Source organism: Kitasatospora sp. NPDC057512, from assembly GCF_042802135.1.
Taxonomy (GTDB): Bacteria; Actinomycetota; Actinomycetes; order Streptomycetales; family Streptomycetaceae; genus Kitasatospora.
On sequence record NZ_JBHVET010000095.1, the window covers coordinates 1 to 16634 of the forward strand.

Annotated in this window: 9 protein-coding genes; 5 read left to right on the plus strand and 4 right to left on the minus strand. The window is 72.8% G+C overall.

Annotation, left to right across the window (positions count from 1 at the left end):
* Positions 1–29 precede the first annotated feature (29 nt).
* The 4 genes from ACFU6K_RS09560 to ACFU6K_RS09575 form a co-directional block, all read right to left on the minus strand.
* A complete protein-coding gene (locus ACFU6K_RS09560; RefSeq protein ID WP_380661926.1) occupies positions 30–725 on the minus strand; it encodes a hypothetical protein in 696 nt (231 codons plus the stop codon).
* Positions 722–4903 carry an NEW3 domain-containing protein gene (locus tag ACFU6K_RS09565; RefSeq protein ID WP_380661928.1) on the minus strand — a complete coding sequence of 1394 codons (4182 nt, stop codon included), beginning with the start codon at positions 4901–4903 and terminating at the stop codon, positions 722–724. The genes ACFU6K_RS09560 and ACFU6K_RS09565 overlap by 4 nt, the downstream gene beginning before the upstream one ends.
* Positions 4904–4966: 63 nt before the next feature.
* Positions 4967–7435: a discoidin domain-containing protein gene (locus ACFU6K_RS09570; protein WP_380661930.1), complete on the minus strand. Its 2469-nt coding sequence runs from the start codon at positions 7433–7435 to the stop codon at positions 4967–4969.
* 253 nt (positions 7436–7688) lie between these two features.
* Positions 7689–8771, minus strand: a complete 1083-nt coding sequence (locus tag ACFU6K_RS09575; protein WP_380661931.1) for a LacI family DNA-binding transcriptional regulator — start codon at positions 8769–8771, stop codon at positions 7689–7691.
* Between the two features lie 150 nt (positions 8772–8921).
* Here ACFU6K_RS09575 and ACFU6K_RS09580 point away from each other — a divergent pair, with 150 nt between their 5' ends.
* The 5 genes from ACFU6K_RS09580 to ACFU6K_RS09600 all read left to right on the plus strand — a co-directional run bounded on the left by ACFU6K_RS09580 (position 8922) and on the right by ACFU6K_RS09600 (position 16627).
* The gene (locus ACFU6K_RS09580) at positions 8922–10211 is read left to right on the plus strand and encodes an ABC transporter substrate-binding protein (RefSeq protein WP_380661932.1); all 1290 of its coding nucleotides are present in this window, start codon (positions 8922–8924) and stop codon (positions 10209–10211) included.
* 187 nt (positions 10212–10398) lie between these two features.
* A complete protein-coding gene (locus tag ACFU6K_RS09585) occupies positions 10399–11271 on the plus strand; it encodes a carbohydrate ABC transporter permease (protein ID WP_380661933.1) in 873 nt (290 codons plus the stop codon).
* A gap of 5 nt (positions 11272–11276) precedes the next feature.
* On the plus strand, positions 11277–12200 hold the full coding sequence (locus tag ACFU6K_RS09590; RefSeq protein ID WP_380661934.1) for a carbohydrate ABC transporter permease: 924 nt from the start codon (positions 11277–11279) through the stop codon (positions 12198–12200).
* An 82-nt stretch (positions 12201–12282) separates the two neighbouring features.
* Positions 12283–13539 carry a glycosyl hydrolase gene (locus ACFU6K_RS09595; RefSeq protein ID WP_380661937.1) on the plus strand — a complete coding sequence of 419 codons (1257 nt, stop codon included), beginning with the start codon at positions 12283–12285 and terminating at the stop codon, positions 13537–13539.
* A gap of 40 nt (positions 13540–13579) precedes the next feature.
* Positions 13580–16627 (plus strand): alpha-mannosidase, encoded by a 3048-nt coding sequence (locus ACFU6K_RS09600; protein ID WP_380661935.1) that lies wholly within the window; start codon positions 13580–13582, stop codon positions 16625–16627.
* The last annotated feature ends 7 nt before the right edge of the window (positions 16628–16634 follow it).

The following is a 16634-nucleotide window of genomic DNA, read 5'->3' on the forward strand; positions in this document are numbered from 1 at the left end:
GTCGAGCGCGGCGGGCATAGCCGTGCGCCTCAGTGGCGGTGGTGGTTGTCGGGTTGGGCGGGGTCGCCTGGGTGTTCCAATCCCTCGACCAGGGTGAGGCGTTGGGCGCGTTCGTGGTCGAGCCAGCGGACGAAGGCCGCTCGGCGGGCGGCGGCGCGGAGGGTGGGGGTGGGGTCCTCGCCCTCCTGGGCGGCGTGGGTGGCGAGGAGGGCTGCCGTCCAGGGGCCGGCGGTGACCCACTCGCCGGGTGGGGCGGTGCGGAGGGCTTCGGTGAGGGCGGCGGGGAGGGTGGTGGGGTCGGCTTCCAACTCGCCGTCGGGGAGGGCGATGTGCCAACTCTCCGCAGTCGGGCGGGCGGTCAGGGTGCGGTAGTGGGCGATGTCCTCGGGTGAGGGCTCGATGTCGGCGGTGACGGCCTCGTGGACGGCGCGGACGGCGGCGCTGCCCTCGTAGGCGGCCGCCGTGATGGAGCCGAGTTCCACGGCGGCCTGCTGGTCGAGGCGGGCGGGGGCGGAGGAATCGACGGGCAGGTCGCGTTCGGCCGCCACCCTCTCGCAGAGGGCTTCCGTCAACAGCACCTGCGCGACCCAGCGGGTCAGCTGGCGGTCCTCCGAACTTCCCGGCTGGGGAAGGGCGGTGGCGCGCGGGCCGCCCCGGAGGGCGGCGAGGCGGCGGTCGAGGGCCGCACGCGGGAGGGGGCGTCCGTCGAGGAGGCCGAGGGTCATGCCTCCACCACCAGGGCGACGGTCGGGGCGTACTGGCAGCGGCCGAACCACATCACCTTGGCCAGGGCCCAGTACGAGCCCGGGTCGGTGGATTCGGCGACGGAGACGGCGAATTCGACCACCGACGAGCTGCCGGCCGGGACGGTGAAGCCGCGGACGGGGTCGGCGATGACGTCCCAGGTGCCCCAGGGGGAGACGAGTTGCAGCTCGCCCCGGATCTCGCCGCGGGTGCGGTTGGTGAGGGTGAGGGAGAGGGCGGTACGGCTGCCGGGGACGACGTGCAGGGTCTCGGTGGAGACCGCGACGTCCAGTCCGGTGTCGCGGCCGCCGGTGGCCTTGGTCCCCTGGGCGATCGTCCAGTCCTCGGGGGTGTCGCCGGGGACGGGCAGCAGGTCGGGCAGGTCGCCGACGGCGATCGTGACGACGTCCTCGATCTGCTGGCCGTCGTGCTCGATCCGGACGGCGGCGAAGTGGAGTCCGGGTTCGGAGTCGGCCGGCGGGGTGAGGGTCACCGGGAAGCGCAGGTGGCCGTCGGGTGCGAGCCGGTACGGGCGGCTGCCGAGGCTCGTGGTCCAGCCCTCGGGCGGGAGCACGACGGCCGTACCCTCGACGGCCGCGTCCCGCAGCTGGGAGGAGAGGGCGACCGAGAGCGTCACCGGCTCCCCCGCCGTCCGCAGCAGTCCGGGCGAGGCGCCGACGGACACCGGCAGGTAGCCGAGCGGCGCCGGGCCCCGGTTGTGCAGCCAGTAGCGGGCGTGGACGGGCTGGGCCGCCTCCGCCACCGGGCCGAGGTCCGCTTCGCCCGCAGGAGCCGTCACGGCCGGGGAGGCGAGCAGGGTGGCGATCTGCGAGCCGGCGAGGTCGAGCGCGGGGCCGTCGGCGGGGCGCGGGCGTTCCAGCAGGTCGGCGGCGCGCACCTCGCCGAGGCCGAGCGCGCCGGTGAGCTTCGCCGTCCGCCCGAGGCCGGTCGACTCGACCAGCCGGACGGTGAGTTCACTGCCGAGCGGCGCGGCCGAGCCGTGCGCGATCGGGTTGCCGGTCGGCTTGAGCGCGCCGAGCAGCACCTCGCGCTGGGGTTCGATCCGCAGCCAGGAGAGGGTGGCCGGCAGCGGGCCTTCCTGGGCGGGGGCGATCCGGGCGTACAGCGGGTGGTTGAACTCCTGGCCCTGGGCGGGCAGCGTCTGGTCCCGCCAGTCGCCGTCGCCTCCGACCAGTGCGTAGCTGAACTCGTGGGTCCAGTGCTGGAGTTGGAAGGAGGCGCCGTCGGGCAGGGTGCGCCGGGGCGGGTCGATCCAGACGCCGGACGGCCAGCCGGTGCAGGAGCGCATCAGCGACAGGTGCAGCGCGCCGGTGGTGTCGACGGCGAAGCCGGGCAGGCCGAAGCTGAGCAACGCCACGGTGTGGTCGGCGAGTCGGTCCTGGACGGCGGACGGGCAGACGGCGGTGATCCGGGCGTCGGCCAGGTCGTCGACCACGGCGGAGGTGTCGGAGACGATCAGTGCCGGCAGTGCGCGCAGGTCGCGCAGGTCGGCGTCCGGGCGCCAGACCTCGGTGAGCGGGGTCGACGCCGGTACCCAGACCGCGCCGTGGGCCTTCAGGGCGGCCGCGTACTCCTCGCCCGCCAGGTCGATCAGCTCCCGTGCCACCGGGTTGAGGTCCGGCGGGCCGACCACGATGCGGAAGTCCGGCAGGTTGGAGTCCACGTCCAGCCAGCCGTACCGCGCCCAGTCGGCGCCCGAGGTGGTGGCGGTGACCCCGACCCGTGCCAGCGCGACCACCAGGGGGCGGGCGTCGGCGGCGTCGTCCAGGGTGGGGACGACGACCTCCGCCACGCCGAGGGCGCGCGAGCCGGTCACCGTCCCCGCGCTGTCGGTCAGTTCGACCCGCGCGGTGGCGCCGAGTCCGAACCAGGTGTTGGCCGGGTTGTCCAGGGTCCACGGCGCCTCCGCCGAGTCCACGTCCGGCATCGCGAAGCCGCGCCCGACGACCGCGCCCGCGACCTCGCTGACCGGCAGGCCGCCGGGGACGTCCACCGGGAAGCGCAGCCGCAGCAGCCGGTCGGCGCCGGAGTAGTCCACCACCCGGGTGCGGCAGTCCACCCGGTCGAGCCCGCGCCAGAGGGTGACGGTCTGCTCGTACCGGACGCCGTCGACCGTGCCGTCGATCAGCAGGCGCTCGCCGAGCGGCCCGGTCTCCCGGCGGACGGCGGCGTCCGCTGCCCCGGAGCCGGTCACCGGGCCGCTGGGCACCAGGTGCCAGGGGCCCTCGCCGAAGTCGGGGTGCTGCGGGTACTCCTCGTACACGCGCAGCTCGTTGCCGATCCGGCCGTCCTGGATCAACTCCCGGTCGTGCAGCAGGTCCCGGACCGAGCTGAGGCCGCCGCCGCGCGCCGGGTCGGCGGTCGCCCGGTACCGGCCGTTGCCGATCGTCGCGCCCGGGGCCGCCGTCCACGGCTGCTCCGCCTCCCCCTCCACCAGCCGCCAGGTGCGCCAGCCGAGCGCGGGCACGTCCGCGGCGAGGAAGCGCAGCGTGCCCCGGTCGACGGTGCTGGGCACGGGCGAGCCGGAGTCGTCCAACACCCTCACCGACTCGGTGCCGGTGGGGAGTTCCACGGTGACGAGGTCGGTCCGGTCGAAGGACAGGGTGTTGGCGACCACCACGGCCCGCCCCGCGCCGGCCGTGGAGATCCGCGCGGTCAGCGCGTCCAGCGCCGCGTCCCGGACGCCGGACGCCAGGTCGTACGCCTCCCGCCAGCCGCCGAGCAGGTCCAGGTACACCTGGTCGGACTCGGAGCCGGTGATCGCGTCGTGGTGCGCGCCGTAGGCGAGTTGGCGCCAGACCTTGTCGAGCGCCGCGGCCGGGTAGCGGCCGAGGCCGTGCACGGAGGCGAGCGTGGCGAGCTTCTCGGCGTCCACGGCCGCGACCTCGCCGGCCCGTTGGGCCTGCTTGGTGTCGATGTACGAGACGTCCTTGCCGGTGTACACCGGGTTCATGTCGCGGGTCTGCGGGCTGGGCCGCCGGCCGGTGGCCGCCAGCTCGGCGCGGACGGCGTCGAGGAAGTCGCGCGGGGTGGCGCAGACGAACCGGGGCCAGAGGTACCTGGCGGCCCAGGAACGGTGGATCCCGGTGACCCACTTGTTCGGCGGGGTGTAGTCCGTGCCGACCGGCAGCAGCAGGTTCTTCGTCGCGCCCACGGGCTTGAGCTTGCGGTACAGCTCGTAGACGGCCTGTTCGGCGGTGGCGAGGTCCGGGGAGGAGTCCATCCACCAGCCGGCCGAGTAGTGGTGCGGCATGTAGTGGGTGAGCACGCCGTCCCCGCCGGGGGCGATCCACTCGAACTCGCTCGGGAACTGCATCACCCGGGCGTCGTCCTTGGCCTCGCGGAAGTTCTTCTGGATCGGGCCCCACTGGTGGAAGGGGCCGCGCGCCCAGGCGCTGCCGGTGAGGCCGGCCGCGGCGAGGTGGCCGGGGAACTGCGGGTCGTGCCCGAACACGTCGAGCTGCCAGGCGGTCCGGGGGTCGCCGCCGAGGATGTCGCGCTGGTAGCCGATGCCGTAGACGATGTTGCGGATGGTGGTCTCGGCGCCGGTGAGGTTGGTGTTGGGCTCGTTGTAGGTGCCGCCGACGAGTTCGACCTGGCCGCGTTCCAGCAGCTGCCGCAGGGTCTCGCGGCGCTCCGGGTGCTGGTCGAAGTACGGCTTCAGGTAGTCGACTTCGGCGAGCACGAACTTGTACACCGGGTCCCGCAGGGCGAGGTCCAGGTGCGCGTCGACGAGCGCGAAGCCGTTGCGCTCCCAGAGCGGCCGGGTGGTGGCGTCGGCGGAGAGCAGTTCCCATGGGGAGGTGTAGGCGGCCTGGGTGTTCCACCAGACCGGGTCGTAGTGGAAGTGCGAGACCAGGAACATCGTCCAGCCGGGCTCGGCGGCCTCGACCACGGATTCGGCGGTGGCGTCCGAGGCCCGGACGGTGACCGGGAGCCGGTCGCCGGGCGAGGCCCCGCTGATCTCCAGCGGGACCTCGACCAGGCCGGCGCCGGTCGCCTCGCCGCGGACGCCCGGGCCGCTGACGGTGATCCGGGCGGCCGGGCCCTCCAGCGTGACCCGCAGCACTTGGCGCGGGGCGTCCTCGGGGCCGACGAACAGATCGGTGCTCTCGACGGCGGTGATGGTGACCGGCACGGGGGTGCTTCCTTTCCTCGGACAGGGCAGCGCGGGACAGCGGGACAGCGCGGGACAGCGGGGCTACGCGCCCCAGGCCTCGAACTCGTAGATGCGGGCGGCCGGATCGCCGTTCTGGGTCGGCGTGTTGACCACCAGCCGGACGTAGCGGGCGGTGGTGTCCACCGGGTGGGTGGTGGTGCCGGCCGTGTTCCCGGTGACGTCGGCGACGGTCGTCCAGGGGTCGTTGGCGCCCGAGCGGACCTGGACGGCGAAGTCGCGGGTGTTGTACGAGGCGCTCTCGCCGCCCGCCGCCGCGTGCTTGACCACGAACTTCGACAGCCGCTTCGCCGAACCGAGGTCCACCTCAAGCCACTTGGCGGAGGTCAGCGCGCACCACTTGTCGCCGGTCCCGCCGCTGACGCTGCCGTTGACGGCCTTGGCCGGGCCCTCGTTGGCGTTGCACTGGCCGGAGGCGGTCGCCGGGCGGTTGAGCGCCAGGTTGCTGGAGGTCGGCGGGGTTCCGTTCCAACCGACGGTCGTGGAGGCGGCGGTGGAGCGCCCGTAGGTGGTGGACACCGCCTCGACGTCCAGCGTGGTGGCGTTCTCGCCGCCCGCCCGGTCGAGTCGCCCGACGAAGTACGCGTCGTTGGGCGTGGCCCCGAGGAAGCTGCGGCTGCCGTCCGCGTTGCGGCGGTACACCTCGTAGTGGTGCACGTTGCCGCCGGGCGCCGCCGTCCAGGACAGCCGCAGCGACTGGCTGGAGCCAGCCGTCACGTCGCTCGCGCCGAGCACGGTGAGTCCGGCCGGTGCCGCCGGGGTCTCCACCTGTCCGTCGTAGACGGCGAGTTGGCCGACCCGGAGGTCGTACGAGGGGTCGGCCCCCTCGACCCGCAGGGCGATCTGGGCGATGGTGCGGCCCGCGTACGGGGAGAGGTCGAGGGTGTGCCGCTCCCAGCCGGTGCCGGTGTTGGCGCCGACGTCGACCGTGGTGAAGCTGCTCGGGGAGTCCGTGAACGACACGGCGGCCTTGAGCTTCGTGGGCCCGGCGGCCGGGGTCTTGACCACCAGGTCCAGCCTGGTGTTCGCGGCGACCGGCAGCCTGGTCTGGTACAGCCGTACGGTGTTGGCCGCGTCGAGCTTTCCGCTCAACCGCAGGGAGGAGCCGCCCTGGTAGGCGTCGCCGAAGTCGACGGACGGGGTGAGCCTGCTGCCGGTCGAATCGACCATCCAGCGGTAGGTGGGCGGGACGTCCTGGAGCGAGAGGTTGTTCCAGCCGCCGGTGGCGACCCGGGTGCCGGCCGCGTTGTAGAAGTCGCCCTGCCCGGTGTCGAAGGTGGTGACGAACGGCTTGGCGGTGATCGGCGAGGATTCGGCGACGTAGCCGGCCAGGCCGGGCCAGCTCGCCGAGAGGTCGGTCCGGGACGGATCGTTGTTGGCGCCGACCCAGTAGCGGGCGTCCTTGGCGTAGAAGTCGGCGCGGTCGGTGGCGGACTTCCAGGTCCACTCCGGGCGGTAGAGGCCGAGCGAGGTGGTGTGCGGCTGCCCGGACGGGAAGAGGGCGGACCAGTTCACGCCGGTGTTGTAGCCGTTGGCCTCGGTGTCGATGCCGGAGTAGAGGTCGTACTCGCTGCGGCCGAGCTGCCGGGCCAGCGCCCGGGAGGAGTTCAGGCCGCTCGCCGACCAGTCGAAGTTCAGGAACATCGAGTCCGAGGTGCGCTTCGAACCGTCCTGCAGGAACGGCGAGTTGGCGGAGGTGAGGGCGTTCTGCCAGTTCACCCCGCCCGAGGTGGTCATCGCGTCGTACCACATGAACTCGGTGCCGCTCTGCGCCTTGGTGTACTGCATCAGGTTGCGCAGCTCGCCCGCCAGGGCCGAATCGCCGCCGCCGGTCTCCTGGTTGATGAACCAGCCGTCGAAGCCGTAGTACTGCGCGGCCTGGACGAGCTTGTCGGCGACGGGGTAGCGGCCGCCGGACTTCTGGACGAAGTCGCGCACCCACTGGAGCTGGCCGCCGTACGCGCCGGGCGGGAAGAAGACCGTGCCGTACACCTTGACGCCGTTGCGGTGGGCGGCGTCGATCACGGTCGGGTTGGGGGCGAGGATCAGGCCCTCGCCGGCCGAGCCGCCCCAGAACACCAGCTTGTCGACGTACTGCCAGTAGCCGAAGGCGTAGTAGTTGGGGTCGGCGGAGCCCTGCGAGGGGTTGTTGGAGGTGGGGCCGAAGGAGACCAGCGAGGCGATCTTCCCCTCGCCGGTCCGGGCGTTGGGGTTGGCCCGCAGCGCCGGGTCGCTGGTGCGCGGCTGGAGCGGGACGCGGGAGCGGTTGAAGCGGGCGTCCGGGTCGGTGGCCGGGTCCCAGTTCAGGATGCTGTTGGGGTACCAGTACGAGGCGAAGGGCTGGCTGCCCTGGCCGGCGGTGGCGGCGGGTGCCGCGGCCGGCCCGGCGCCCGGCAGCGCGGCCGGTGCCGGGTCGGCCCAGGCCGCGGGGGTGGCGGTCAGGGCGGCCGTCGCGAGGACGGCGCTGAGCAGCAGGGGGAGGCGTCGTGACATGCGGTGGCTCCGATCGAGCGGAGGAGGGTGGGGGCGGGCCCGCCGTCGCGGACGGGGGCCCGGCTGCATGCGGGCGTGCCGGTGCTGGAACTGGTGGTGCCGGTGGTGGATCGGGTGGGGCTCGCGCCGCCGCCGGGCCCCCGGCGCACCGGAGCGGCGGCGCGGGGAGCGGGACGGGCGGCGGGACGGGCGGCGGGAGCCGGACGGGAGTGCGGCGGAGCGGACCGAGCGGCGGCCGCTCGGCGCTGCGAGGCTAAACCGGTTCAGAACCGCTGTCAACGATGCGCGCGACAACCACTCCGGAGGGGGAAGTCCCGGACGCGCCGGGCGGCGAGGTGGACTCCCGTACGGTCAGCCGCGGCGTGGGCATCCGGAGGTCCCGCCCCGCCCCGGCCCCGTCCAGCGCCTCCAGCAGGCTGCGCGCGACCTGCTCGCCGAGCGCGAAGGTGTCCCGGCTGAGCGCGGTCAGCGGCGGGTGCACGATCCGGGCGAGCACCGAGTCGTCGAAGGAGACGATGGACAGCTCGCCGGGCACCGCGACCCCCATCTCCCCGGCCACGCCGAGCCCGGCGACGGCCATCACGTCGCTGTCGTAGACGATCGCGGTGGGCCGCCCGGCCCGGGACAGCAGCGTCCGGGTGGCGGCCGCGCCCTCGGCGTCGCTGAAGTCGGTGGGCACCGACACCGCCTCCTCCAGCCCGAGCCGGCGCGAGGCGTCGCGCAGCGCGCGGATCCGCCGCTGGGTGTGCTGGAAGTGCGGCAGCCCGGCGAGGTGGGCGATCCGCCGGTGGCCGATGGCGGCCAGGTAGTCGACGATCGAGAGCATCGCCTCCCGGTCGTCGGCCCAGATCCGCAGCTGGTTGCCGCCCTTGCCGGGCCCGCCCAGCACCACCGCGGGCAGCCCGAGTTCGTCCAGCACCGGCAGCCTCGGGTCCCTGACCTGGAGGTCGACCACGATGAAGCCGTCGACCCGGTGCTCGGAGGCCCAGCCCCGGTAGACCTCGATCTCGGCGGCGGTGTCCTCGACCACCATCAGGTGCAGCGCGATCGAGCTGGCCGAGAGCACCGCCTGGAGCCCGGACAGCAGTTGGCTGAAGAACGGCTCGACGCCGATGGTGCGGGCCGGCCGGGCGATCACCAGGCCGACGGCGTCGGACCGGGCTCCGCCGAGGGCGCGCGCGGCGCTGTGCGGGCGCCAGTTCATCTCCTCGGCGACCCGCAGGATCCGGGCCCTGGTCGCCTCGCTGACGCCCGGCCGGCCGTTGAGCGCGAAGGACACCGCGCCCTTGGAGACACCGGCCTGGCGGGCGATGTCGGCGATCGTCGGTCTGCCCACAGAACCCGACTCCTCTCTTGACATCCAAGTTTAGGCGGGAGCATAGTCCCTGGCATAGCTAGACCGGTTTAGTTAGTCAGGTTGCGGAATCCGACACAACCCCCGAGCTCGGCACGATCCCCCACCCACCCCCAGGACCGGGAGACCCTCATGCGAAGAATCTGGGCGGCACTGACCACGACCGCGCTCGCCACCGCCGCGCTCACCGGCTGCGGGCTCGGCTCCGGCGACACCAAGGACAGCGACGCGGTGGCGAGTGCGGCCGCCACCGGCGAGGTCAAGGGCAAGGTCTCGATCCAGACCTGGTCGCTCAAGCCGAAGTTCACCGACTACATGCAGGGCGTGCTCGACGGCTTCAAGAAGAAGTACCCCGGCGTCGACGTCGAGTGGCTCGACCAGCCCGGTGAGGGCTACTCCGACAAGGTGCTCAGCCAGGCCGCCGCCGGCAGCCTGCCCGACGTGGTCAACCTCCCGCCGGACTTCGCCTTCCCGCTGGCGAAGAAGGACGTCCTGCTGGACGTCGCCAAGGCCGACCCCAAGCTCGCCGAGGAGTACGTCCCCGGCGGCGTGGACGCCTACCGGTTCAACGGCTACCAGGGCACCTTCGGCTACCCCTGGTACCTCAACACCGATGTGAACTACTGGAGTTCCGAACTCCTGACGAAGAACGGCCTGGACCCGCAGAAGCCCCCGGCCAGCCTGGACGAGCTGATCGCCCAGGCCCGGACGATGAAGGAGAAGTCCGGCGGCCAGACCTACCTGATGAGCCGCAAGCCGGGCATCGGGGACCTGTACAACATCGGCGTGAAGATCATGTCCGACGACGGCAAGTCCTTCACCTTCAACACCCCCGAGGCCGCCGCGCTGCTCGACAAGTACCGCGACGCCTTCAAGGAGGGCCTGATGCCGAACGGGGTGCTCACCGACACCTACGCCGGCAACTCCAAGCTCTTCAGCTCCGGCACGGTGGCCTGGACCACCGGCGGCGGCAACTACATCACCAGCCTCGCCACCGACAACCCGACCCTCGCCCCGAAGGTCGTCTCCTCCCCCGCGATGGCCACCCCGCCGCTGTACGTCCAGGGCCTGTCCATCCCGAAGAACACCAGGAACCCGGCCGCCGCGGTGGCCCTCGCCCGCTGGGTGACCAGCCCCGAGAACCAGGCCGCCTTCGCCCACCTGACCAGCGTGTTCCCGTCCACCAAGGCCTCCGCGAACGACCCGTTCTTCAGCAAGAGCGACGGCACCAACGCGGGCGACGCCAAGGTGACCGCCTTCGCCTCGCTCGCCAAGGCCAAGCTGATCCAGCCGGTCGAGCTGGACGACGCGATGGGCACCATCGTCAAGCAGCAGTTCGCGCTGGCCATCAGCGGCGACACCAGCTCCAAGCAGGCGCTGGACACCGCCGTCGAGCAGTGCAACAAGCTGCTCAAGGGCTGATCCGGCGGCACCTCCGCACGATCCCCCGCGGCGCCCCACCCCGCACCGGCGAAGCACCGGAGACGTACCAGGGAAGCACCGGAGACGTACGTACCGGCGAAGTACCGGTGAAGCGGCGGGCCTCCCCCGCGCCCGCCGCTCCCCGGGAATCACCCGCACCACCCCCAGGCCCCAGGAAGGCAACGGCATGACCCACCGGCGTTGGTTCACCCCCTGGCTGCTCGCCGGGCCCGCGATAGTCTGGCTGGCCGTCTTCAACCTCTGGCCGGCCGTCAACACGGTGATCCTGTCCTTCACCAACGCCAAGCCCCTGGGCGGCGGGCAGTTCACCGGCCTGGAGAACTACGGCCGACTGCTGGACGACGACCAGCTCGCCGACGCCCTGGTCAACAGCATCGTGTTCATGCTGGTCTGCCTGCCGCTGCTGACCGTCCTGCCGCTGCTGCTCGCCCTGCTGGTGCAACGCAAGATCCCCGGCATCACCTTCTTCCGCACCGCCTTCTACACCCCGGTGATCGCCTCCGCCGTCGTGGTGGCGCTGATCTGGGGCTGGGTGCTGGACGAGCGGGGCCTGGCCAACGGCCTGCTCCAGCAGACCGGGCTGGCCGGCTCCCCGGTCGCCTTCCTGACCGACCGCTGGCTGCTGCTGTTCAGCGCGATCGCCCTGACCGTCTGGAAGGGCCTCGGCTACTACATGGTCATCTACCTGTCCGCGCTCGCCAACGTCCCGCGCGAGCTGCACGAGGCGGCGGCCGTGGACGGCGCCGGACCGCTGCACCGGTTCTGGCACGTCACCCTGCCCGGGGTGCGCCCGACCATGATCCTGATCTCGGCGCTGATCTCGGTGAGCTCGCTGCGCGTCTTCTCCGAGCTGTACGTGCTCTCCAACGGCCTCGGCGGCCCCGGCGGCCGGGACATGTCGGTGGTGATGCTGATCCAGATGTACAGCCGCGGCTTCAACGGGCACCTGGGCTACGCCTCGGCGCTCAGCCTGCTGCTGTTCGTCGTCACCCTCGGCCCGATGCTGTTCCTGATGCGGCTGAACCGGAAGGCGGCCTGACCCCCATGACCACCGTCCGCACGCCCCAGTCCCCCGACACGCCCGCCGAGGCCACCGAGGCCACCAGGTCCACCGGGCCCACCAGGCGCTCCCGGAGCTTCAACACCCCCTCCACCGCGCAGACCGCCGCCCGCTACCTGCTCCTGGTGCTGGTCCTGCTGCTGGTCATCGGCCCCTTCCTGTGGCAGCTGTCGACCTCCCTCAAGGGCCCCGCCGAGGACGTCTACACCCGCACCCCGAGCTTCCTGCCCGACCAGCCCACCCTGGGCAACTACGGCAAGGTCGCCGAGGTCATCCCGGTGTGGACCTACGCGCTCAACTCGGTGATCGTCGCCGTGGTCTGCATCACCGGCAACGTGGTCGGCTGCACGCTGGCCGGCTACGCGCTCGCCCGGCTGCGCTTCCGCGGCGCCAAGCTCGTCCTCGGCCTCTTCCTCGCCACCCTGATCCTGCCCGGCGAGGTCACCATCGTCTCCCAGTACGTGCTGGTGCGCGGCCTCGGCCTGGCCGACACGCTGGCCGGCGTCGCGCTGCCGGGCTCGATCGCGATGCTCAACGTGCTGCTGATGCGCACCGCCTTCGCCGCCGTCCCGGCCGAGCTGGACCAGGCCGCGCTGGTGGACGGCGCCAACGTCTGGCAGCGGCTGTGGCACATCGGCCTGCCGAACGTGCGCGGCATGCTCAGCGTGATCGTGATCTTCACCTTCATCGGCGCCTGGGACGACTTCCTGTGGCCGCTGATCGTGCTCAACGACCCGCAGAAGTACACCCTCACCGTCGGGCTCCAGTACCTCAACGGCACCTTCGCCGCCAACCCCCGGCTGATCGCGGCCGGCACCATGATCGCCTTCCTGCCGATCGTCGTGGTGTTCGGCGTCTGCCAGCGCTTCTTCTTCAAGGGCGTCGAGGAAGGAGCCGTCAAGGGATAGCCCGACCGGGGACCGCCCCCGCCGGGGAGAACCCACCGTCCGTACGCCCCACACCCGTTGAGGAAGCCCTCCGATGACCCCGATGACCACCGCGCCCCGCTTCGGCGTCAACTACACGCCCAGCGCCGGCTGGTTCCACCACTGGCTCGACTTCGACCTCGACGCCGTGCGCGCCGACTTCGACTCCATCGCCGCCCTCGGCCTGGACCACGTGCGGGTCTTCCCGCTCTGGCCGGTCTTCCAGCCCAACCGCACCCTGATCCGCCCGCGCGCCGTCGAGCAGCTGACGGCCCTGGTGGACGCGGCCGGCGAGCGCGGTCTCGACGTCGCGGTGGACGGCCTCCAGGGCCACCTGTCCAGCTTCGACTTCCTCCCGTCCTGGACCCAGACCTGGCACCGGCGCAACATCTTCACCGACCCCGAGGTGCTCGACGGCCAGGCCGCCTACCTGCGCACCCTCGCCGGCGCGCTGAGCGAGCGGCCCAACTTCCTCGGGATGACGCTCGGCAACGAGATCAACCAGTTCTCCGGCGCCCCGCACCCCGACCCGGACCGGGCCACCCCCGCCGAGGCGGAGGCCTGGCTGCGCCGGATGCTCGACGCCTGCGAGCAGGGCGCCCCCGGCCGGCTGCACCTGCACGCCTCGTACGACGCGGCCTGGTACCTGGACGAGCACCCGTTCACCCCCTGGCACTCGGCCCGGATCGGCGCCGCGACCGCCGTGCACTCCTGGGTGTTCAACGGCACCGCCCAGCGCTACGGCGCCCACTCCACCGCCACCGCGCAGCACGCCGCCTACCTGGTCGAGCTGTCCAAGGCCTGGGCGGACGACCCGGCCCGCCCGGTCTGGCTGCAGGAGGTCGGCGCGCCCGCCCCGCACATCACCCCGCAGGACGCGGCGCGCTTCACCGGCGCCACCGTGGAGGCCGTGCTGGACTGCCCCGACCTGTGGGGCGTGACCTGGTGGTGCTCGCACGACGTGGACCGCTCGCTCGCCGACTTCCCCGAACTGGAGTACAGCCTCGGCCTGTTGACCACCGACCGGACGGTCAAGCCGGCCGGTGCCCGGCTCGCCGAGGCCGCCGCCGAGGCCCGCCGCTCCTGGCAGCCGCCGAAGCCGCGCAGCACCGCCGTGGTGGTCGCCACCGGCGACGAGGCCCTCTCGCCCCGGCGCTCGGTCTGCGGCCCCGGCGGCCCGGTGTACGAGGCGTTCATGCGCCTCGCCGAGGAGGGCGCCCGCCCGACCACGGTGCTCGCCGAGCGCGCCGAGGACCGCGAGCACCTCGCCGCGCGCGGCATCACCGAGGTGGTCCACCCCTCCGACGTACCGTCCCTCTAGTCCGTCCGTTCCCCTCAGCCACGCAACGGAGCCCGCTGACATGCACGATGACCGCACCCTGGTCGAGTCCCGCCTCAAGCGCGTCCTGGACGAGCGCATCCGCCCGGCCGTCTACCCCGAGTCCGTCCCGCTGGAGGTCGGCATCTGGACGGCTCCCGGCGAGCCCGTCCCGGTCGCCGAGGGCCTGGCCGCCCCGCGCACCCCGATCGCGGTCGGCGACGCCTGGGGAGCGCCCTGGGGCACCAGCTGGATCACCGTGACCGGCACCGTGCCGCAGGAGTGGGCCGGGCGCACCGTCGAGGCGCTGATCGACCTCGGCTTCGACGCCAACATGCCCGGCTTCCAGTGCGAGGGCCTGGTCTACCGCCCGGACGGCTCCCCGGTGAAGGGCCTCAACCCGCAGAACCAGTGGGTGCGGATCGCCGCCCCGGCGGCCGGCGGCGAGCAGGTGCTGCTGCACGTCGAGGCCGCCTCCAACCCGGTCATCCTGGACTACCACCCCTTCCTGCCCACCGAGTTGGGCGACAAGGAGACGGCCGGCGACCAGCCGCAGTACAAGCTGGCCCGGATGGACCTCGCGGTCTTCGACGAGACGGTCTGGCAGCTGGTGCTGGACCTGGAGGTGCTCGGCGAGCTGATGGCCGAGCTGCCGGTGGAGGGCGCCCGCCGCTGGGACGTCCTGCGCGCGGTCGAGCGGGCGCTCGACGCCGTCGACCTCCAGGACGTCAACGGCACGGCGGCGGCGGCCCGTTCGGAGCTGGCCGGCGTGCTGGCCGCGCCCGCCGTGCCGTCCGCGCACCGGATCAGCGCGATCGGCCACGCGCACATCGACTCGGCCTGGCTGTGGCCGCTGCGCGAGACCGTCCGCAAGGTGGCCCGCACCACCGCCAACATGACGGCGCTGCTGGAGGACGAGCCGGACTTCCTCTACACCATGTCCCAGGCCCAGCAGTTCGCCTGGATCAAGGAGCACCGCCCCGAGGTGTACGCCAGGGTCCGCAAGGCCGTCGCCGAGGGCCGGTTCGTGCCGGCCGGCGGCATGTGGGTCGAGTCCGACACCAACATGCCGAGCTCGGAGGCGATGGCCCGGCAGTTCGTGCACGGCAAGCGGTTCTTCCTGGACGAGTTCGGGGTGGAGAACCACGAGGCCTGGCTGCCGGACACCTTCGGCTTCACCGGCGGCCTGCCCCAGATCATCCGCAACGCCGGCTCCAAGTGGCTGCTGACGCAGAAGATCTCGTGGAGCCAGATCAACAAGTTCCCGCACCACACCTTCCTCTGGGAGGGCATCGACGGGACCAGGATCTTCACCCACTTCCCGCCCGTGGACACCTACAACTGCTCGATGAAGGGCAGCGAGATCGCCCACGCGGCGAAGAACTTCAAGGACAAGGGCGTCGCCCGGCACTCGCTCGCCCCGACCGGCTGGGGTGACGGCGGCGGCGGCACGACGCGCGAGATGGTCGCCAAGGCCGCCCGGATGAAGGACCTGGAGGGCTCGGCCACCGTCCGCTGGGAGAAGCCCGCCGAGTTCTTCGCCAAGGCCGAGGCCGAGTACCCGAACCCGCCGGTCTGGGTCGGCGAGCTCTACCTGGAGCTGCACCGCGCCACCCTGACCAGCCAGGCGAAGACCAAGCAGGGCAACCGGCGCAGCGAGAACCTGCTGCGCGAGGCCGAACTCTGGTGCGCCACCGCCGCGTCGCGCACCGGCGCGGAGTACCCGTACGAGCAGCTGGACCGGATCTGGAAGACGGTGCTGCTGCACCAGTTCCACGACATCCTGCCCGGCTCGTCCATCGCCTGGGTCCACCGCGAGGCCGAGGCGACGTACGCGGCGCTGGCCGGGGAGCTGGAGGCGCTGATCGGCGCGGCCCAGCAGGCGCTGGCCGGGGCGGCCGGCGGCGGGCGCGAGCTGGTGTTCAACTCGGCGCCGCACAGCCGCTCGACGGTGCCGGCCGGCGGGGCCGCCGCGGTCGGCCTGCCGGACGCCACCTGCGAGGCGGTGGAGCGCCCCGGGGGCGGCTTCACGCTGCGCAACGGCCTGCTGGAGGTCGTCGTGGACGCAGACGGCCTGATCGCCTCGGTGGTCGAGACCGCGACCGGCCGGGAGACCGTCGCCCCCGGCAGCCGGGCCAACCTGCTCCAGCTGCACCCCGACTTCCCCAACATGTGGGACGCCTGGGACGTCGACCAGTTCTACCGCAACACCGTCACCGACCTGACCGGCGTGGACTCGCTCACCGCCGCGTCCTCCCCCGCCGGGGCCTCGGTGCGGATCGCCCGCTCCTTCGGCTCCTCCACCGTCGTCCAGACCCTCACCCTGCCGGCCGGCGAGCAGCGGGTGGACATCGACACCGAGGTCGACTGGCACGAGACCGAGAAGTTCCTCAAGGCCGCGTTCCCGCTGGACGTCCACACCGAGCGCTACGCCGCCGAGACCCAGTTCGGCCACCTCTACCGGCCCACCCACACCAACACCAGCTGGGACGCGGCCAAGTTCGAGGCCTGCAACCACCGCTTCGTCCACCTCGACGAGCCCGGCTGGGGCGTCGCCCTGGTCACCGCCTCCACCTACGGCCACGACGTCACCCGCACCGTGCGCCCCGAGGACGGCGGGACCACCACCACGGTCCGGTTCTCGCTGCTGCGCGCCCCGCGCTTCCCCGACCCGAAGACCGACCAGGGCCTGCACCGCTTCCGGCACGCCCTGGTGCCGGGCGCGGCGATCGGCGACGCCGTCCGCGAGGGCTACCGGATCGGCCTGCCCGAGCGGCGGGTCACCGGCAGCGCCGAGCGGGTCGCCCCGCTGGTGGAGGTGGACAACGACGCCCTGGTGGTGAGCGCCGTCAAGCTCGCCGACGACCGCAGCGGGGACCTGGTCGTCCGGGTCTACGAGGCCGGCGGCGGCCGCGCCCGGGGCCGGCTGACCACCTCCTTCCCGCTGGCCGGCGCCGTCCCCTGCGACCTGCTGGAGCGGCCCTGGGACGGCACCCGCGGCGAGGTGGCGGTCGAGGACGGCGCGGTGCGCCTCGCGCTGCGCCCGTTCGAGCTGGTCACCCTGCGGCTCAGCGCCGCCCGCCGAGGCTGATCTACGC

What these genes read in the sequence shown, in the direction of transcription:
- ACFU6K_RS09560 (WP_380661926.1), bottom strand. Translation starts at nt 725, where the DNA reads ATGACCCTCGGCCTCCTCGACGGACGCCCCCTCCCGCGTGCGGCCCTC.
- ACFU6K_RS09590 (WP_380661934.1), top strand. Translation starts at nt 11,277, where the DNA reads ATGACCACCGTCCGCACGCCCCAGTCCCCCGACACGCCCGCCGAGGCC.
- ACFU6K_RS09585 (WP_380661933.1), top strand. Translation starts at nt 10,399, where the DNA reads ATGACCCACCGGCGTTGGTTCACCCCCTGGCTGCTCGCCGGGCCCGCG.
- ACFU6K_RS09595 (WP_380661937.1), top strand. Translation starts at nt 12,283, where the DNA reads ATGACCACCGCGCCCCGCTTCGGCGTCAACTACACGCCCAGCGCCGGC.
- ACFU6K_RS09580 (WP_380661932.1), top strand. Translation starts at nt 8,922, where the DNA reads ATGCGAAGAATCTGGGCGGCACTGACCACGACCGCGCTCGCCACCGCC.
- ACFU6K_RS09600 (WP_380661935.1), top strand. Translation starts at nt 13,580, where the DNA reads ATGCACGATGACCGCACCCTGGTCGAGTCCCGCCTCAAGCGCGTCCTG.
- ACFU6K_RS09570 (WP_380661930.1), bottom strand. Translation starts at nt 7,435, where the DNA reads ATGTCACGACGCCTCCCCCTGCTGCTCAGCGCCGTCCTCGCGACGGCC.